Raw genomic sequence first — 17,329 nt, forward strand, 5'->3', positions numbered from 1 at the left:
TTGATAACGGCTGCTAAGCCGTTATTTTTATGTCACCTGTTGTTTTTTGACCTTAGATATGGCAAGATAATCGCATATCACATTCACGCCAGGAGTGAGTGCAGGGAATGAAGCCATTATTTAAACTATTGACGGAATTATCTTCACGAAGATGGGTCTCCCAATTCAGCGGCAAATTGGCAAAATCCGCTCTCAGCAAAAGGTGGATTCGCCGGTTCGCCAAAATATACGGCATTCACGTCGAGGAAGCGGAGAAGCCGATCGAAGCCTACGAAAGCTTAAACGACTTCTTTACCCGCCGTCTCAAACCAGGCAGCCGTCCCTTAGATCCCAGCCCAGATGCAATGCTCAGTCCGGTAGATGCGGTCATTACGGCGTGCGGGACGATTCAAGAAGGGGAATTATTGAGTATTAAAGGACAAAATTATACGATCGAGGAGCTATTGAATCATTCTCCGCGCATGATCAATTACGAGCATGGGCACTTCTTTGTGCTCTATTTGAGCCCCAAAGACTACCATCGTATTCATTCACCGGTAAGCGGTGAAATACTGGAGAAAGATCGGATTAGAGGAAAAGTATATCCTGTTCATGATTTCAGCATGCAGCATATGAAGCAGGTGCTCAGCCGCAATGAACGACTAGTTACCTACATTCAGCATGAGTTCGGAGAAGTCGCCGTAGTCAAAGTTGGAGCATTGAATGTCGCTTCCATACAATACGTCCCCTCTCTTCCTCATCAGATTGAGCGTGGAGCGGAGCTGGCATACTTTGAATTTGGCTCCACCGTCGTCCTCCTAACGGAAAGCGGGATTTTCAATCCGAACCTTTCTCTGAAACCAGGCGATAAGGTTCGTGTCGGACAATCGTTGGGTCACTTCACAGCTAAACATGAGAAAAGCTCCCATCGAGGCTCGCCAAAGAAGACAGAAGATCGCGATTCGATCGAATAACAGCGATAAATCGTGATGAAAATCGTGACGAATGACTTGGCCAAGTGTTATAATAAAGTTCATTCATGAGTAAAAAGTTTGGAAGGATGGAGTCGATGAATCCTCTTGTCAAAGCTTTAAACGAAACCATTGAACAGGAAAACCCGAACATTTATGCGATGCTCTCACGTCTTGGAAAAAATATTTATTTCCCTAAAGAAGGCATTTTGAGTCAATCGGCGGAAGCCGGCCAAAAAGCGAAGAAATTCAATGCGACCATCGGGATCGCTTTGGAAAATCATGAGCCGATGCACCTGGCGGTTATTCAAGATACGCTTTCCGCCTATGCACCGAAGGATCTGTATCCATATGCTCCACCTGCGGGAAAACCAGAACTTCGAGCACTTTGGAAGGAAAAGATGCTGAAGGAAAACCCTTCCGTTCAAGGCAAGACGATCAGCAATCCTATTGTAACGAATGCGCTAACCCATGGTCTGAGCATCGTAGCCGATTTGTTCGCGGATGAAGGCGATGCGGTCATTATCCCGGAGAAAAATTGGGAGAACTATGAGCTCACCTTCGAAATTCGCCGCGGCGCCAAAATGGTCTACTATCCTTTATATAACGAACAGCGTAAATTTAATAGCGAAGGGCTGAAGGAAGCGATTCTTGCCCAAAAGGACAAAGGAAAAGCGATTATCGTGCTCAATTTCCCTAATAATCCGACGGGTTATACTCCGGGAGTAGAGGAAGCAGAGCAAATCGTTGCCGCTGTCAAAGCGGGGGCGGAAGCAGGCATTCGGCTTGTCGTCGTATCCGATGACGCATACTTTTCTTTGTTCTTCGAAGATTCGCTGCGACAGTCGATCTTCGGTGCTTTAGCCGAACTTCATCCGAACGTTCTGGCTGTTAAAGTCGATGGCGCCACGAAAGAAGAATACGTATGGGGATTTCGAGTCGGCTTTATCACGTATGCGGCTTCCAGTGAAAAACTGCTTCAGGCATTAGAGCAAAAAACGATGGGGATTATCCGTGCAACCATTTCCAGCGGCCCTCATCCGTCGCAAACATTCGTACTTAAGGCCCTCAAATCTCCTGAATTCGAAGCTCAAAAGCAGGAGAAAGCCCAGATTATGAAAGGGCGGGCGAACCGCACGAAACAAGTATTGGACAGCGGTAAGTTTGATGAGGTATGGGAATACTATCCATTCAATTCCGGCTACTTCATGTGCTTACAGTTGAAAACAGTCGATGCGGAGACGCTTCGTGTACATTTGCTGGATCAGTACGGAATCGGCACGATCGCTCTAGGAGAACATGATTTGCGTGTGGCGTTTTCCTGCATTGAGGAACAAGATATCGAAGAGCTGTTCCATACGATCTACCAAGCCGTTCTCGATATTCAGAAGCAGTAGAACAATGACCATACAAAAATGCGGCCCGTTGGCCGCATTTTTCTTTTATTCCCAAGGGAGAAGCTCCATCTCCGAGAGTGGCCAATAGATCAAATCTGCTCTGCCCACAATATCGTCTTTGGCGACCGTACCGATCATTCGGCTGTCTGTACTGTCAGAGCGATTATCGCCCAACACGAAGTAAGAATCCTCAGGTACCTTGACGTTCGGTTGGTCCCTATCGTTATATGGTATTCCCTTCGCAGCCGCTTCCTTGATCACTTCAGCCAAATACGGCTCTTCGATGAGGCTGCCATCAATGTAGACCTCATCGCCGCGAACCTCGATTTCCTCATTCGGCAGCGCAATAATACGTTTAATAAAATCCCTACCATCCGGCGAATGGAGCACAACCACCTCTCCCCTCTTCGGATCTCGAATATCATAGATGACCTTATTGACGATAATCCGCTCTCCGTCATGGAAGTTCGGTTCCATCGATGAGCCGTCAACCTGATAATTGCCAAGCAGAAAATACTTAATTAAAAACACCAGAACGAGCGCAATCGCAATCGTCTTTACCCAATCCAACAGCTCTCTAACCATAACCTTCCACCCATCTTGATAGATATGTTATTCGCTTAAGCAGATCGCTTCATCATTTTTCGTGGCAGCGCAGCACGGAAATAAAGATACGAGCATAACACGCTTCCTGCTGCAGCGGCTGCCATCCAAATACTCGGTTCGGCCACAAGACAGACCGCTGAAGACAAGCCAATCAAAATCAAATGAGCCCAAGCCGCAACTGTGCATGCAGCCTTTATTGGTTCAGATCGATCCAGCGTATACAATGACCAATATCTTCGTTCCGTCATTTGACTGACGAATGCCGACAGCTGTACAGATCCAATGTATATCAATGCTGCGAACAGCCCAACGCGCAGCAATGAATAATCCAGTGCAATCACTAATAAACAGAGCAGCAGCCACTGTCTCACTAGAATACCGAAGCTCTCCCCCTTCAGCAGCTTTTTCATATAGAAATACAAGAAAAGAGATTCTCTTCGGAACGGCAGCCATCTCGTCAAGCCGCTGAGCTTCCCGCCGATGTACGACACCTGCAGCTTGTCCTCCAATAAATAGGGGACATCCACAAATAAATTTAACCAGCGAAAGGCACGCGAGCGATAAATCTGCTCTTTTTCAATCCATCTTTCCCAATGGATCTGATGGTGCGGAACATAACGCATCCCCCCTAAGAACAGCACGCTCAATGCCGCTCCCATGATCCAACCGGTAACGACGCCATGCTTAAAAAAAGCATACAGCACGAGAAATGCTGTGATCCGTCTAAACTGTAAAAACAAAATAGACATTTTCTTTTCCGCCAGCTGCATCTCCATCCAATGCCATAACGTACATACGGCCTGCATCGCCCAGAGGCTGCCCAGAATGACCCAAAACGCTGTCGTCCCTTCGATCTGTCTCAGCTCTCGGTACAAAGGCCATAGGAAGAACCAGGGCACGCAAATGGCGATCATCTTTACAAGCTGCGTTCGAACGATTCCCGTTCTAAAATACGCGCGGATTTGCCCCTCGAATGGAAGCAAAAACACAACATCTGCAGGCTTCAAATAAGTCCAAATGGCCGAGGTAAGGACAAAAGGTAAAAGGACAGCTACAGACACCCAGGTCAATGGAAAATCAGTCGGTATATTGTCCAAAAGCCGATTATAATATAAAAGAAATATAATAAACGCACCGCCGATAAACAAGAGCAGGCCGCTGCCAAGTGCATAAGGTACGAACGGAACAATCTTCCCCCAAAACCTGCGGGCTCTCTTCTTTCTAATGTCGATGACGTTCATTGCTCGATCCCATCCAGGACAAAATACTCAAACAATCTTTCGAGTCCAGCATCCTTAAGCCCGCTTTTCTCCCTCAGCTCTTCCAACGTTCCCTGGGCGACCAGATGTCCTTGGTGCAAAATCAAAAAACGATTACAGTACTGCTCGATCGTCGATAAGATATGAGAGCTCATTAAGATGGCCGATCCGCTCTCCTTGGCATCTACCATTAAATTCAATAAGGAACGGATCGCAAGCGGATCTAGTCCGAGAAACGGTTCATCAATAATGTAGAGCTCCGGCTCCGCCAAAAACGCGTTCATGATCATCAGCTTCTGCTTCATGCCCTTGGACAAATGCGCGGACAGCTGTTTCTCATGCTTCGTCATACGAAACCGTTCCATCAACGGGCCGAGCCGTTCATTCATCGTTTGCTGCGTCATGCCCCGCGACAGCGCAGTCATTTCCAGATGCTCCTTCACCGTCATTTCCTCATATACGATTGGGCTTTCCGGTACGTAACCATACACACTGCGATATGCCTGAGGGTCTTCCTGCAGACTTAGGCCATTGAGCTGTACCGTCCCTTTATGCGGCTTCATTAAGCCTAATATATGCTTAATCGTTGTACTTTTGCCTGCCCCGTTGAGTCCGATCAGGCCAACCATTTCTCCCGGGTAAATCTTCATCGATATTTCGTGCAGCACAGGCTTGTTCATACTATAACCGCCTATCAACCTATCGATATGTAAAACGGGTTTCATGCGAATCACCTCAATATTAGTTTCATTATACCGAATTCGTTTATGCAATGCGAACTTCCTGCGCCACACCCCGGGACGATTCAGTGATCAATGAACAGTAAAAAGACCGGGAGCATGAATGCCCGCCGGTCTACCGAATTACGAAATATGATTACAATTACTTAATGCGAATTTCAGTAATGATTTGCTGGCTGCCGATCAGCTCTACAGCACGATTTTCTACGAGATCAGCCGGATTGCCGACAATCTTCACATTGGGAGAGACGGCATAGATCGTAATTTGGCTGTCATCCGATACACTATTTTTAATCGAAATCGCTGCAATTTTGCCCTCTGTATTCAGCGTATAGCCTGTGAAATAGCCGTTTACTTTAAATTGGTTTTGCTCCGTCGTCATCACGACATTCAAGTACCGGATTTCATTCCCGACTACCTTGGCGAATACAACATCCCCCACTTTAATATCGGACAGCTTGGATGCTTGGTTGTTGCGGAAAATCTCCGCATCCGCATAAACGTCATATTCTACGGATTTACCATCCACATTCAGCGTCAGCTCAGCATCCTCCGTATCATTCGTCGTTACGGTGCCGACAACCGTCGTTTCCTGCTCTTGCTCTTCCTGCTCTACTGCTTTCTTCGTGACTTCCACGAATACGACAACATTGTTATACGTATGAACAAACAGTTCATCGCCTGGTTCGAGCTCAGATGGTGCGGCTTTCTTGCCGTCTCTGAAAATATATGCGTTCGGATCCAGCGCCAGCTGAACATTGCGACCTTCCTCTGTCGCAATTAGCAATACGTTATTGTTTACTTCTGCAGCCAATTGTCCAGTTACCGTCGTGCTGCCAAATTCAGGCATCAGACGTCCGGTACGGTCAAGGAATGCTGCGATTTCTGCACGTGTCACCGGTTTGTTCGGCTGGAACATGCCTTTGTCATTTCCATAAACAATGCCGTTCTCTAAGGCAACTGCAACATATCCTCGTGCTGCTGCTGGAATTTTATCTTCATCTTTAAATGGAAGCTCTTCATTCACGCGTTCCCGTGCTTCGTCCTCTAATCCAAGCGCCTTCACGAGCAGGATGGTAGTCCATAGGCGATCAGCCGGTTTCTCGGGCTGCAGCTTCATCTCCGTTTCGATGAACAGATCGTTCTTTAGAGCAACGGATATGTAGCCTACGGCATTCGGATAACGCTTGTATACGAGGTTCGCGTCCTGAAAGTTAATTTGGCTGTCCATCTCCGCATCCGATTCAGCCTCTTCACGCAATCCCATTAATCGAACTGCGGTGACGACAGCATCCAATCGAGAAACATTTTTGTTCGGTTTGAAGGTGCCGTCCGCATAGCCTTCAAAAATACCCATCGAAGCCAAGCTAGCGATATTCTTTTCGGCCCAAGGATATTTATCTAAGTCTGAGAAAGAAATGTGAATCTCGATTTCCTTTTTCCCTTTCCAATCGTGATCCTTATCATTCCCCTTACCTTTCCCTTTTCCATCCGCGAAAGCGCCCGCTGTTCCTCCGACGACCATCGCTAAAGACAAACCGCCTACAACCATATTTTTCAGCATCCGTTGTTTGTTCATCCGTATTCACTCCTGCCTTTTGAATTTGTTAACTTGGATGAGATCGATCGAATCTCCGTTTTCGCTACAAGTATTCGTCGGCATTTCGAACGTTTTGGGGGTACACTTTCCATTCGATCCACATTTTTCTTCGTCAATGCATATTCTAATAAAGCAAATCAATGACTTTCAGGTCATTTCGAAGTGACTTTTGTGCGACAATCATGCGGCGCTGCACACGACGAATGGCATTGCATAAAAAAAACACCGCTCATTACGAGCGATGTTCAGACTTGTCTTTAAGCCACTTTGGCGCACCTTTGTTTTTACGATCGCGATGGCGATCCGTTTTTTTCTTCGGTTCCTCTTTTTTCTGCTGCGGCTTTCGAGCAGGTCTACGTGCATCAGATCGTTTTCGCTGACCAGGGTCCACGAGCTTCCCTTCAGACATCACTTTCTCGGAGACGGTGACACCGGCTTTTTGGGTCATCTTGTCGAACGCATTTCGTTCCCAAGCATTTACAAAAGTAATGACCGTCCCTTCTTTGCCCATGCGTCCCGTCCGTCCAGCTCGGTGAATATACTGTTCCTCATGCTCGGGAGCGTCTAGCTGAATGACAAGCTCTACATTTTCGAAATCTAATCCCCGAGAGCCCAAATCGGTCGTCACCAATAGTGGAAACTGCCCTGCTCTGAATTTGCGGATGATTTCCGCTCTTTCCTTCTGTTCCTGATCTCCGTAAATCGCATCCACAGATAACCGATGAAACTTCAGCTTCTCAACGATTTCCCCTACTTTGTTCGTTGCACCGGTGAAGATGATCGCTTTGGACGGCTCGAGCATACGAAGGATCTTTCTTAGATCGTTCACCTTATCGCGCTGCTCGGTCTGTATGAATAGATGGCGGGTCGCAGCCGGTATGTCTTCGCCTTGTTCAATTTCAATATGCTTTAGGCTATCGCACCATTTGGCCGCATATGCGCCCGTCGCCTCATCCAATGTGGCTGACACAAATAAAAGCTGCCTGTCCCGCATCGTACTTGTAATCACACCATCTAATACTGGTGCCAAATCTAACGACAGCATTTGATCGGCTTCTTCGATCACAATGGTTCGCACTTGGTGCATTTTCAGTTTCTTCATTTCGATCAGTTCAGCAACTCGTCCCGGAGTCCCCACTACGAACTGAGGGTGCTCTTTGAGCTTATCGATTTGCCTCTGGATGCTCGTGCCCCCGATCAGGCTTCCCGCTTTGAAACCGGTAGCTGGACTCAAATCGCGGATAACCTGCGTAATTTGCGAGGCCAGCTCCCGCGTCGGAACCAGTATCAATACCTGTGGATTTTTCAGTTCTTTATCGATATTCAGCATGAGCGGAAGCAGATAGGCCAGCGTTTTTCCTGAACCGGTCTGTGAACGGATGAAGCAATCTTTACCGTCCTTGACGAATGGAAAAGCAGCCTTTTGAACCGGACTCGGAGCTGTAATTTGCTGATCTCGCAGCACGTCCAGCCAGCCTTCCGGAAGTGGCCAACGTTCAAAATTGTCTGTCATCATACAACCTCAATTCCTTCGATTTTGACACCTTAACTCGTCATAGATTAGACTGATAAACAAAGGTAAAGGTGGTGAAAAACATATGGAAACGTCATTCGAGGAGCAGTTCGAAGGCCTGTTGGAGACCTATTGTGAGCTGCTCACAGCAAAGCAAGATCCTGAGACGTTAGAGAAGGTAAAAATCTGGAGCCTGTACAACCATATGCATAAAACAATGCCCCATCTCACGGCCCATTGGGCGAAAGAACACCCCGAAGGCAAACAAGCCATTCGTGCGATCTTTGAAGAAATTAAACAATTAAATGAAGCTGTACGAAAAGGATAGTCTTCCGAAATACATCATTTCTTCGTTAAGCACCATTCGCCATATATTGAATAATTTTCCTCCCACTGCTCATACTATTGAAGTCTCATGTCTCACACACATTCTCCGTCAGACATGATGACCATTCAGGCACAAGGGAGGTGAACCGAGCTATGGCAAGAATTGCAGTTGAACCAAGCTTGTCCAATGTGAAACAAGCGCTTCAGCAAAACGGCTACGATGTGGTGGATATGCAAGCCGATTCAATGCAAAGCTGTGACTGCTGTGTCATTTCCGGTCAAGATAAAAATATGATGGGGATGGGTGATGTGCAAACACAAGCATCCGTCATCAATGCCGAAGGTATGAGCGCGGAAGATGTCGTGCAGCAGGTACAGCAGCGCATCCAATCGTAATACATGACGATAAAGTGCTTCGATTCTCGCGATCTGGAGCACTTTTTTCATGATCAACGAGTGGAATTGCGCTTCGCCATTTGAAGCGAGTGCTGTCTTATTTTTTGTTCAGCATCCTGGATAAATACCGATCAACGGTCTTGGGGAAAAGCTGAGCAGCCTTGACGGCCCATCCAGAATAGACCGGCAAATGAAGCTCGAGTTTATTTTTCCCAATCAAGCCGACCACATTGCGTGCGACATGCTCTGGCTGGAGCACGAACCATTTGGGCAGGTGACTTAAATAGTCTCCGTTTGGATCAGCTATGTCAAAGAACGGAGTCGCAATCGGCCCGGGATTCACCACAGTCACATAGACGCCTGTTTTCCTCGTTTCCTGCCGCAGCGCGCTGCTGAAGCCCACGACGGCATGCTTCGTCGCCGAGTATCCTGCCGATTTGGCCGTCGCCATTTTTCCTGCCATCGATGCCACATTTATAATATGACCTTTGTTTTGCTTCAGCATCATGGGAAGCACCGCTTTCGTGCAGCGAACCATTCCCAAATAATTGACATCCATCATTTGTTCTATTTCCTGCAGCGTCGACTGCTCCACCGTCTTAAATATTCCGAATCCGGCGTTATTGATGAGTACATCAATTGTGCCCCACCGTTCTATAATGGAAGCGTATGCCTTCTCAACGTCCTCGGTTGATGTAACGTCCACGCCGTATACCCCGTATTCGCCTTCCAGTGAACGCGCCAGCTCTTCCATTTTATCTTTGGATCTGGCCATCATGACCGGAATATCTCCTTGATTAGACAACAGCTGTGCCATCTGGAATCCGATACCGCTTGATGCGCCTGTGATTACAACGACTCTTGAATTCATGGTTATCCCTCTTTCACCTGCGTTTCGCCATCAGAGTCAGACGAGAGGCTATTTCGCCTCTAGCTTGCTAAGTAACGGCAGCATTGCACAAGCAAGCCGTCTCTACTATACCTTTTTTTCATAAAAATTCCAAGCATCAACCGCTCTTCCCTTTCTTCTTCGAATCGGTTTGTTTATAATAGACAGTAGCTAAAAAAATGTTATCCTTTTTACTCATATGATAAATAAAATCTATCTATGGAAGGGAGAGATGCCGTCTGAATATGAATCAACTCGAAACACTGCTGGCCATTTCGAAGACGATGAGTTTTCGCAAGGCAGGTGAACTGTTAAACCTTACCCAGCCCGCCGTATCCGCACAGATTAAAAGTCTGGAAGACGAGTTCCAAACGATTTTGGTCAATCGTAATCAACCCGTTACATTAACCGAAAGCGGGATGATTTTCCTCGAGCAAGCAGAAAAAATGCTGCAGCTTCAGGAAGAACTCAAGCAGCGGCTCACAGATCTGCAGCAGCTCCCGCAAGGCAACATTCAGCTCGGCACGACGACATCCATCGCGATGCAAGTGCTTCCTAGAGTCCTGTCTTACTTCCAGAATCAGTTTCCAAGGATTAAGACGACCATTCACTCCATGACCTCTGCTCAAGTCGTCAGCAGTGTCGAGAACGGAAGCATTGACCTTGGAATTGCATTTCAATTCGAGAAAAATCCGCTGCTGGAATCATCAATTTTATATTATGACAACTTTGAATTAGTCGTTGCTCCGGAGCATCCACTTGCGCAGCAGTCACATGCCCATATTGATTGCATTCAGGACCTTCCGATGATTATGCTCACGCCGGATACCGCCGGCAGAAAATTTATGGACCGTACGATCAAGCAGTTTCAAATTCAACCGCAAATCGTCATGGAGCTGTCGAGCAGCGAGGAAGTGAAACGGATGGTCGAAATCAATCTTGGCGCAGCCATTATTGCCAGATCCTCGATTGTGAAGGAAGTCAAATTGGGAACACTAAAACAAATTCACGTTCACGAGCTGAGCATTCCCCAACCCGTCAGTGTTTTTTACCGTACCGGCAGATATTTAAACGCAGCCATTCGGCAATTTTTGAACGATTTAAAAGGCATGCCCGAATCCCAATTTCTTGGTTCTGAGTGAGGAGGAATCGAATACGATGAAATTTGATTTGCACACACACCATAACCGCTGCGGTCATGCGGAAGGAGGCATACGCGAATATATCGAATCGGCGATCGAGCAAGGACTCAGTGTGATTGGTATTTCTGATCATTCTCCTTATTTTGCGATGCCGGTCGATCAAGCTTTTCCGAAAATCGCAATGGCCAAAAGCCAATTTAGCGCATACATTGAACAAGTGCTGCAGCTGAAGAAGGAGTATGCATCCAAGATTGAGGTATTGCTGGGAGTGGAGTCCGACTACTTCCCGGACGAATTGGATGCTTATAAAAAGGCTTATCAGAACGTCCCCTTCGACTATATCATCGGCTCTGTTCATTCTGTGAAAGGAATCAGCATCTTCAACCGCAATCGCTGGAAAAAGCTGAACGAGGAACAGAAGATCGTTGAGAAAGAGTTGTACTATGATTTAATCGAGCAGTCCGCACGCAGCGGTATGTTTGACATCTTAGGACATATCGATGCGATGAAGGGCTTCTACCCAGAGTTTACGAGTATTCCCACTGACCGCGTCGATACTGCTCTGAAGGTGATTGCACAATGTGATGTCGCGATCGAGATCAATACATCGGGTAAAACAAAGGACTGCGGGGGATGGTACCCCTCCGACGAAGTGCTGGAGAAGGCACTGCATTACGGAGTCAAGGTCACATTCGGATCGGATGCACATATTCCGGAGCGTGTAGGCGACGAATTCGAACTTGTCGTCCAGAGGCTGAAGGACATCGGTTTTAAACAATGGGCTTGTTTTCGCAACCGTGAACGCTATATGGTGGAGCTGTAAGCCTCTCTTTTTCCAACTCCATCTGTGCAAAAAAATGGACCTGCGTAAGCAGGTCTTTTTCAGATATATATAATTTAAAGGGGGTCTTATCTACGATATTAAACGATGAACGTTATTATTAGATCACAGTAATATTACAATTGTGTAACAAATGTTCCGAATCAAGTTAAAGACTTTGCTGTAGAATTGGCGGTAGACTTCAAATCATCTTCCACGACAGCGTCGCGCCCTGCCCCCATGCCAGCCACGAATACAAGAGCGGAAACGATAAGCAATCCGCCTAACCCCACACTCCAGTCATTCGTTATATCATGAAAGAAGCAGAACAGAAGCGGACCGACGGAAGCGATGAGATAACCGATCGATTGTGCCATCCCCGACAACTCGGCTGACTTTTGCGCTGAATTCGTCCGGAGTCCCATAAACGTCAGCGCCAAGCTAATATATGCGCCTCCGGCAAATCCGATCAAGATCATCCACAACCATATCAGCCCCAATCCTCCGATGAGCATGCCAACATATCCTACAGCAGACATCAGGACGATGGACGTGACAAGTCTTCGTTGATTTGAACTTCTACCAGCCAAAATCGGAATGATAAATGACGCTGGCAGACTGACGAATTGCAATAAAGAAAGCATCCAGCCCGCAGCAGCTTCACTCATGCCTCTTTCCCGCAAAATTTCCGGGAACCAAGCGATTGTTACATAGAACAATAAGGACTGCAGCCCCATAAACAATGCAACCTGCCACGCCAGCTTGGAGCGCCATATCGCCCCGTCCCGCTTCCCTGTATCCCCGCCGTGATGTACTTTACGCAGCTGAGGCAGCCAAACGATAAGCGCTAGAAGCGAAAGGAATACCCAGCAAGCTAAGGCACCGCGCCAGCCCAATCCTGCATCCTCTGATATCGGCACGGTAATGCCGGAGGCGAATGCAGCGAACGTATTCATCGAGACCGAATAAGCGCCTGTCATCAATCCAACGTTGCCGGGGAAGTCCCGTTTAATGAGACCAGGAAGCAGTACGTTACCGATAGCTATTGCTGCACCGAGAATCAGAGTTCCTGTGAAAAGTGCCGTAACCGATGGAATACTGCGCAGCGCAATACCAGCTGTCAATAAGATGAGACTGAAACCTATTCTCAAGCCCGATCATCCTGGCGATTCTTGGCGTGACGAATGAAAACACCGCGAACCCGATTAGCGGCAGAGTCGTCAGCATTCCAGCCATCGTATGAGACAATCCAATATCGTCGCGAATATGGTTAACTAGCGGACCTAGTCCGGTAATGGAAGCTCTTAAATTCGCCGCAATGAGGAGAATGCCTGCGACGAGAAGCACCCTATTAATCCGGCTTTTTTCATTATGTCCTTGTATCATTTCTTCAAAAAATCTCCTCTACCCACTTCTCCCATGTGAAGCCTAACGCTTTGCACGCGATTTCAGCTTGATCAAAAATCCGCTGCGGTACTTTTTAAATATGAAATATACGATGACATAGCCTATCAGACTAAACACGATACTATTGAGGATGGAACCGATCATAAATCGTTTCCCCAGCTTTTCAAATGTATACACCACAGAATTCCAATAGCCGCCATGTTCATAATGAATATTCGGTTCCGCTGCGGTTCCCGCATCGAAGAACAGCGATCCTGTCTTGTAATTGAAATAAAACATGACCGGCCACAGAAATGATCCCAGGGCGGCCGAAATGACAGCAGCAACCAAATTCCCTTTCAACATTTTCGAAAGAGCGATCGATAATATCGGTCCAATACCGAACGTCGGAAACCAACATGGAAAAAAACCGAGTACTAAACCTAGGGCAATTTGATGGGTGCTGTTGCGCAATCGAACTAAGCGAATGATATAGTATTTTCCGTTTCTCGCTGCTTTTCTTATCCATTTCATGAATGAAGCTCATCCTTTATGACTAGACCCATTTCAAACATTATAGCATTTCCCATCGTTTTTTCCTAAATTTGCTGATGAGTCAATCCATTTCATAAATGATCTAAACACCGAATTTGTAACTACATATTGATCGATTGAACCGTTCGTTACAACAATGTAGTCTTGATTAAAACTGCTGAAGGTATTATGAAATTGATTTGAGAATTGTCGATTAAAAACAAAAACGCCTGACGGGCGTCCTCTGGGAAATGATGACCCTAAAATTGTATACTTTCTTATCTTTAAAAAGAAAGACGCCTTCTGTAATGAAGACGTCTTAATTGGATTAGCTCATTAACCATTTTTTGAACAATTGCTTGGTTGTATCGCGATTGATTGCAGCAATGGAGGTTGTGAGCGGAATACCCTTCGGACATGCCTGCACACAATTTTGAGAATTACCGCATCCCTCGATACCGCCATCTTCCATCAAAGCTTCTAAACGTTCTTCTTTATTCATTTCGCCCGTTGGATGTGCATTAAAGAGGCGAACCTGTGAAATTGGCGCTGGACCGATGAAGCTCGTTTTATCGTTCACGTTAGGACAAGCTTCCAAGCATACGCCGCAAGTCATACATTTCGAAAGCTCATAGGCCCATTGGCGTTTGCTTTCAGCCATTCTCGGACCCGGACCTAAATCGTAAGTACCGTCAATCGGAATCCAAGCCTTCACTCGTTTCAACGATTCGAACATACGGCCGCGATCGATGACGACATCGCGAATGACAGGGAACGTTTTCATCGGCTCAATCCGAATCGGCTGCTCCAGCTTATCCACAAGCGCCGTACATGCCTGACGGGGCTTACCGTTGATCACCATCGAGCAGGCACCGCATACTTCCTCTAAGCAGTTCGATTCCCAGCAAACCGGAGTGGTATGTTCACCTTTCGTATTCACTGGATTTCGCTGGATTTCCATCAATGCGCTGATGACATTCATGTTCGGGCGATACGGGATTTCGAATTCCTCTTTATACGGCTTGGAGCTTGGATCATCCTGACGAGTTACAGTGAGGCGAATGGTACGATTCGCAGTTTGTGCTTCAGCCACGATTAGTTGCCTCCTTTTTTATCCGTAGTGTAATCGCGCTTACGCGGCGGAATTAATGAAATATCAACATCCTCGTATGAAATTTCAGGTCCATTCGCTGTAAACTTCGCTTTCGTTGTTTTCAGGAAGTTCTCATCGTCACGTTCCGGAAATTCCGGCTTATAGTGCGCGCCGCGGCTTTCATCCCGATTAAGAGCGCCTAATGTAATAACACGGGAAAGCTGCAGCATATTCCACAGCTGGCGTGTAAAGGATGCCCCTTGGTTGTTCCAACGGCTCGTATCATTGATGTTGATATTCTTATATCGCTCCATCAATTCTTGGATCTTTTGATCCGTTTCTTTCAAATTTTTATTATAGCGAACAACGGTCACATTGTTCGTCATCCATTCTCCGAGCTCTTTATGAAGACTGTATGCATTTTCTTTTCCGTCCATCTTCAGAATGTTCTCGAATTCGGCAGCCCGCTTCGATTGCTCCGCTTCGAACACTTGTGAAGAAACGTCCTCAGACGACTTATTCAAGCCTTTGATATATTCTACCGCTTTAGGCCCTGCAACCATTCCACCGAAGATCGAAGACAGCAATGAATTCGCTCCAAGGCGGTTCGCACCGTGATATTGATAATCCACTTCACCCGCAGCGAACAAACCCGGAATATTCGTCATTTGGTTGTAATCGACCCATAATCCACCCATCGAATAATGCACGGCTGGGAAAATCTTCATTGGGATTTTGCGTGGGTCGTCTCCCATGAATTTCTCATAAATTTCGATGATGCCCCCGAGTTTCACGTCCAGTTCCTTCGGATCTTTATGAGAGAGGTCCAGGTAAACCATATTTTCGCCGTTGATCCCTAATTTCAAATCAACACAAACGTGGAAGATTTCACGGGTCGCGATATCCCGAGGAACCAAATTACCGTAAGCCGGATATTTTTCCTCAAGGAAGTACCAAGGCTTGCCGTCCTTATAGGTCCACAAGCGCCCGCCTTCTCCCCGAGCCGATTCCGACATTAGCCGAAGCTTGTCGTCACCCGGAATAGCTGTCGGATGAATTTGGATAAATTCGCCGTTGGCGTAGTACACCCCTTGCTGATATACTGCGCTGGCAGCCGTCCCCGTATTGATGACCGAGTTCGTAGATTTACCGAAAATAATTCCAGGGCCACCGGTTGCCAAAATCACAGCGTCTCCGCGGAACGATTTCACTTCCATGTTTCTTAAGTTTTGAGCTACGATACCGCGGCAAATTTGCTCATCATCAATTACTGCGGAAATAAATTCCCAATGCTCATACTTTGTAACCAATCCTGCAACTTCCCAACGTCTTACCTGCTCATCAAGCGCATACAGCAGCTGCTGTCCGGTAGTTGCACCAGCAAATGCGGTCCGGTGGTGCTTCGTTCCGCCGAAACGGCGGAAATCAAGCAATCCTTCCGGAGTTCTATTGAACATAACCCCCATACGGTCCATCAAATGGATAATTCCAGGCGCTGCTTCACACATCGCCTTTACAGGCGGTTGATTGGCCAGAAAGTCTCCTCCGTAAATCGAATCATCAAAGTGCTCCCAAGGAGAGTCGCCTTCCCCTTTTGTGTTTACAGCTCCATTAATTCCGCCCTGCGCACATACAGAGTGAGATCTTTTGACCGGCACAACGGAAAATAAATCGACATGTACGCCAGCCTCTGCGGCCTTAACAGCTGCCATCAAGCCAGCCAAGCCGCCGCCGACGATAATCACTTTTGATTTTGCCATTTTGGTATGTCCCCCTTCTCTATCCGATTATGAAATGGCCATAGCCATGGCTTCAAATTCCTGGTTCGTAAATGCTGACAAAGCCATGATGAACAGGATGGACATGATGACGAATACCCCCATCCAAATATATGAAGAAACTCGCTGCGCTCGAGGGCCTACTGTAATTCCCCAGCTGACAAGGAACGACCACATTCCGTTCGAGAAGTGGAATACGGCGCAGACAATTCCGACGCAGTACAGCGCAAAGTAGAGAGGATTCGTCGCCAACTCATGCATGACTCCACCTAACTCCTCGTGCCCCACATTGCCCATCGCCACCTGCATCCGGGTTTCCCATAAGTGCCAAATAATAAACACAAAGGTAATCACACCCGTAACCCTTTGAAGCATGAACATAATGTTTCTTGCATAGCTGTGATGGCTGACATTGTTCCTTGCTTGATAAGCAATATACAGCCCGTACACACCATGATACAGCAGAGGCAAAAAGATACCGAAGATTTCTAAGATCGGTACGAGTGGTAAACTCTGAAGAAATTGTACTGCTTCATTAAATCCTTCTTCCCCGGCATTGTAAGCTTCGAAGTTCGTGTACAAATGCTCCAGCAGGAAAAATCCCAAAGGGATTACCCCCAACAGGGAGTGCAGCTTTCGGGAATAGTAAGAATTCAACTTCATGAACGTAAGTCCCCCCATCATTGACAAAGAATGTAATTGTAAAGGCTTTCGCCTTTATTCATAGCAATAAACCTTTTACATTGTACTGCGGCCTGTACCCCGCGTCAATAAATTGTCACATTTTCGGATCAAGCGTATTCTCAATTCCAAACAATCATTACAATTTTGTGACGCTCTATTCAATGTTAATCTTAACTCTTTTTCTCTTATAAAGGAAATGCAATTATATTATAATA

The 17,329-nt window shown here is 46.7% G+C and carries 16 protein-coding genes and 1 pseudogene; 6 read left to right on the forward strand and 11 right to left on the reverse strand.

All coding sequences use genetic code 11. The features are described 5' to 3' along the window. The first annotated feature begins 107 nt into the window (after positions 1–107). Positions 108–953: an archaetidylserine decarboxylase gene (gene asd, locus ACFPXP_RS20300; RefSeq protein WP_379896237.1), complete on the forward strand. Its 846-nt coding sequence runs from the start codon at positions 108–110 to the stop codon at positions 951–953. Between the two features lie 95 nt (positions 954–1,048). After that, the gene (locus ACFPXP_RS20305; protein WP_379896238.1) at positions 1,049–2,347 is read left to right on the forward strand and encodes an aminotransferase class I/II-fold pyridoxal phosphate-dependent enzyme; all 1,299 of its coding nucleotides are present in this window, start codon (positions 1,049–1,051) and stop codon (positions 2,345–2,347) included. 45 nt (positions 2,348–2,392) lie between these two features. Here ACFPXP_RS20305 and lepB read toward each other — a convergent pair whose 3' ends face one another. The 5 genes from lepB to ACFPXP_RS20330 all read right to left on the reverse strand — a co-directional run bounded on the left by lepB (position 2,393) and on the right by ACFPXP_RS20330 (position 8,068). After that, positions 2,393–2,932 (reverse strand): signal peptidase I, encoded by a 540-nt coding sequence (lepB, locus tag ACFPXP_RS20310; protein WP_379896240.1) that lies wholly within the window; start codon positions 2,930–2,932, stop codon positions 2,393–2,395. A 35-nt stretch (positions 2,933–2,967) separates the two neighbouring features. Next, entirely contained in the window at positions 2,968–4,194 is a 1,227-nt protein-coding gene (locus ACFPXP_RS20315; RefSeq protein ID WP_379896241.1) for an ABC transporter permease, read from the reverse strand. Further along, positions 4,191–4,937: an ABC transporter ATP-binding protein gene (locus tag ACFPXP_RS20320; RefSeq protein WP_379896242.1), complete on the reverse strand. Its 747-nt coding sequence runs from the start codon at positions 4,935–4,937 to the stop codon at positions 4,191–4,193. Before ACFPXP_RS20320 ends, ACFPXP_RS20315 begins: the two co-directional genes overlap by 4 nt. 157 nt (positions 4,938–5,094) lie before the next feature. Continuing rightward, positions 5,095–6,531, reverse strand: coding sequence for an S-layer homology domain-containing protein (locus tag ACFPXP_RS20325; protein ID WP_379896243.1), 1,437 nt, complete (start codon positions 6,529–6,531; stop codon positions 5,095–5,097). Between the two features lie 253 nt (positions 6,532–6,784). Beyond that, positions 6,785–8,068: a DEAD/DEAH box helicase gene (locus tag ACFPXP_RS20330; RefSeq protein ID WP_379896245.1), complete on the reverse strand. Its 1,284-nt coding sequence runs from the start codon at positions 8,066–8,068 to the stop codon at positions 6,785–6,787. A gap of 82 nt (positions 8,069–8,150) precedes the next feature. On the opposite strand from ACFPXP_RS20330, the gene ACFPXP_RS20335 reads away from it, so the two are divergent. Then, entirely contained in the window at positions 8,151–8,393 is a 243-nt protein-coding gene (locus ACFPXP_RS20335; RefSeq protein ID WP_379896246.1) for a DUF2573 family protein, read from the forward strand. Between the two features lie 152 nt (positions 8,394–8,545). Continuing rightward, a complete protein-coding gene (locus ACFPXP_RS20340; RefSeq protein WP_379896247.1) occupies positions 8,546–8,788 on the forward strand; it encodes a YkuS family protein in 243 nt (80 codons plus the stop codon). A 97-nt stretch (positions 8,789–8,885) separates the two neighbouring features. Here the strand turns inward: ACFPXP_RS20340 and ACFPXP_RS20345 are convergent, their stop codons facing one another. Beyond that, positions 8,886–9,659 (reverse strand): SDR family NAD(P)-dependent oxidoreductase, encoded by a 774-nt coding sequence (locus tag ACFPXP_RS20345; protein ID WP_379896248.1) that lies wholly within the window; start codon positions 9,657–9,659, stop codon positions 8,886–8,888. A gap of 257 nt (positions 9,660–9,916) precedes the next feature. Here ACFPXP_RS20345 and ACFPXP_RS20350 point away from each other — a divergent pair, with 257 nt between their 5' ends. Together ACFPXP_RS20350 and ACFPXP_RS20355 are read left to right on the forward strand one after the other, a co-directional pair. After that, positions 9,917–10,819: a LysR family transcriptional regulator gene (locus tag ACFPXP_RS20350; protein ID WP_379896302.1), complete on the forward strand. Its 903-nt coding sequence runs from the start codon at positions 9,917–9,919 to the stop codon at positions 10,817–10,819. A gap of 16 nt (positions 10,820–10,835) precedes the next feature. After that, positions 10,836–11,642, forward strand: coding sequence for a histidinol-phosphatase (locus ACFPXP_RS20355; RefSeq protein ID WP_379896249.1), 807 nt, complete (start codon positions 10,836–10,838; stop codon positions 11,640–11,642). 161 nt (positions 11,643–11,803) lie between these two features. On the opposite strand, the pseudogene ACFPXP_RS20360 reads toward ACFPXP_RS20355, so the two are convergent. From ACFPXP_RS20360 to ACFPXP_RS20380, 5 genes and pseudogenes are all read right to left on the reverse strand, one after another. Next, a pseudogene (locus tag ACFPXP_RS20360) lies at positions 11,804–13,025 on the reverse strand (CynX/NimT family MFS transporter). A 42-nt stretch (positions 13,026–13,067) separates the two neighbouring features. Then, positions 13,068–13,559, reverse strand: coding sequence for a DUF2062 domain-containing protein (locus ACFPXP_RS20365; RefSeq protein ID WP_379896251.1), 492 nt, complete (start codon positions 13,557–13,559; stop codon positions 13,068–13,070). Positions 13,560–13,887: 328 nt separating this feature from the next. Continuing rightward, positions 13,888–14,652 carry a succinate dehydrogenase iron-sulfur subunit gene (gene sdhB / locus ACFPXP_RS20370; protein ID WP_379896252.1) on the reverse strand — a complete coding sequence of 255 codons (765 nt, stop codon included), beginning with the start codon at positions 14,650–14,652 and terminating at the stop codon, positions 13,888–13,890. A gap of 2 nt (positions 14,653–14,654) precedes the next feature. Next, on the reverse strand, positions 14,655–16,412 hold the full coding sequence (gene sdhA, locus ACFPXP_RS20375) for a succinate dehydrogenase flavoprotein subunit (RefSeq protein ID WP_379896253.1): 1,758 nt from the start codon (positions 16,410–16,412) through the stop codon (positions 14,655–14,657). A 27-nt stretch (positions 16,413–16,439) separates the two neighbouring features. Then, positions 16,440–17,093, reverse strand: coding sequence for a succinate dehydrogenase cytochrome b558 subunit (locus tag ACFPXP_RS20380; protein WP_379896254.1), 654 nt, complete (start codon positions 17,091–17,093; stop codon positions 16,440–16,442). Positions 17,094–17,329: the final 236 nt, after the last annotated feature.

The organism is Marinicrinis lubricantis (assembly GCF_042658665.1).
GTDB classification, from domain to species: Bacteria; Bacillota; Bacilli; order Paenibacillales; family KCTC-33676; genus Marinicrinis; species Marinicrinis lubricantis.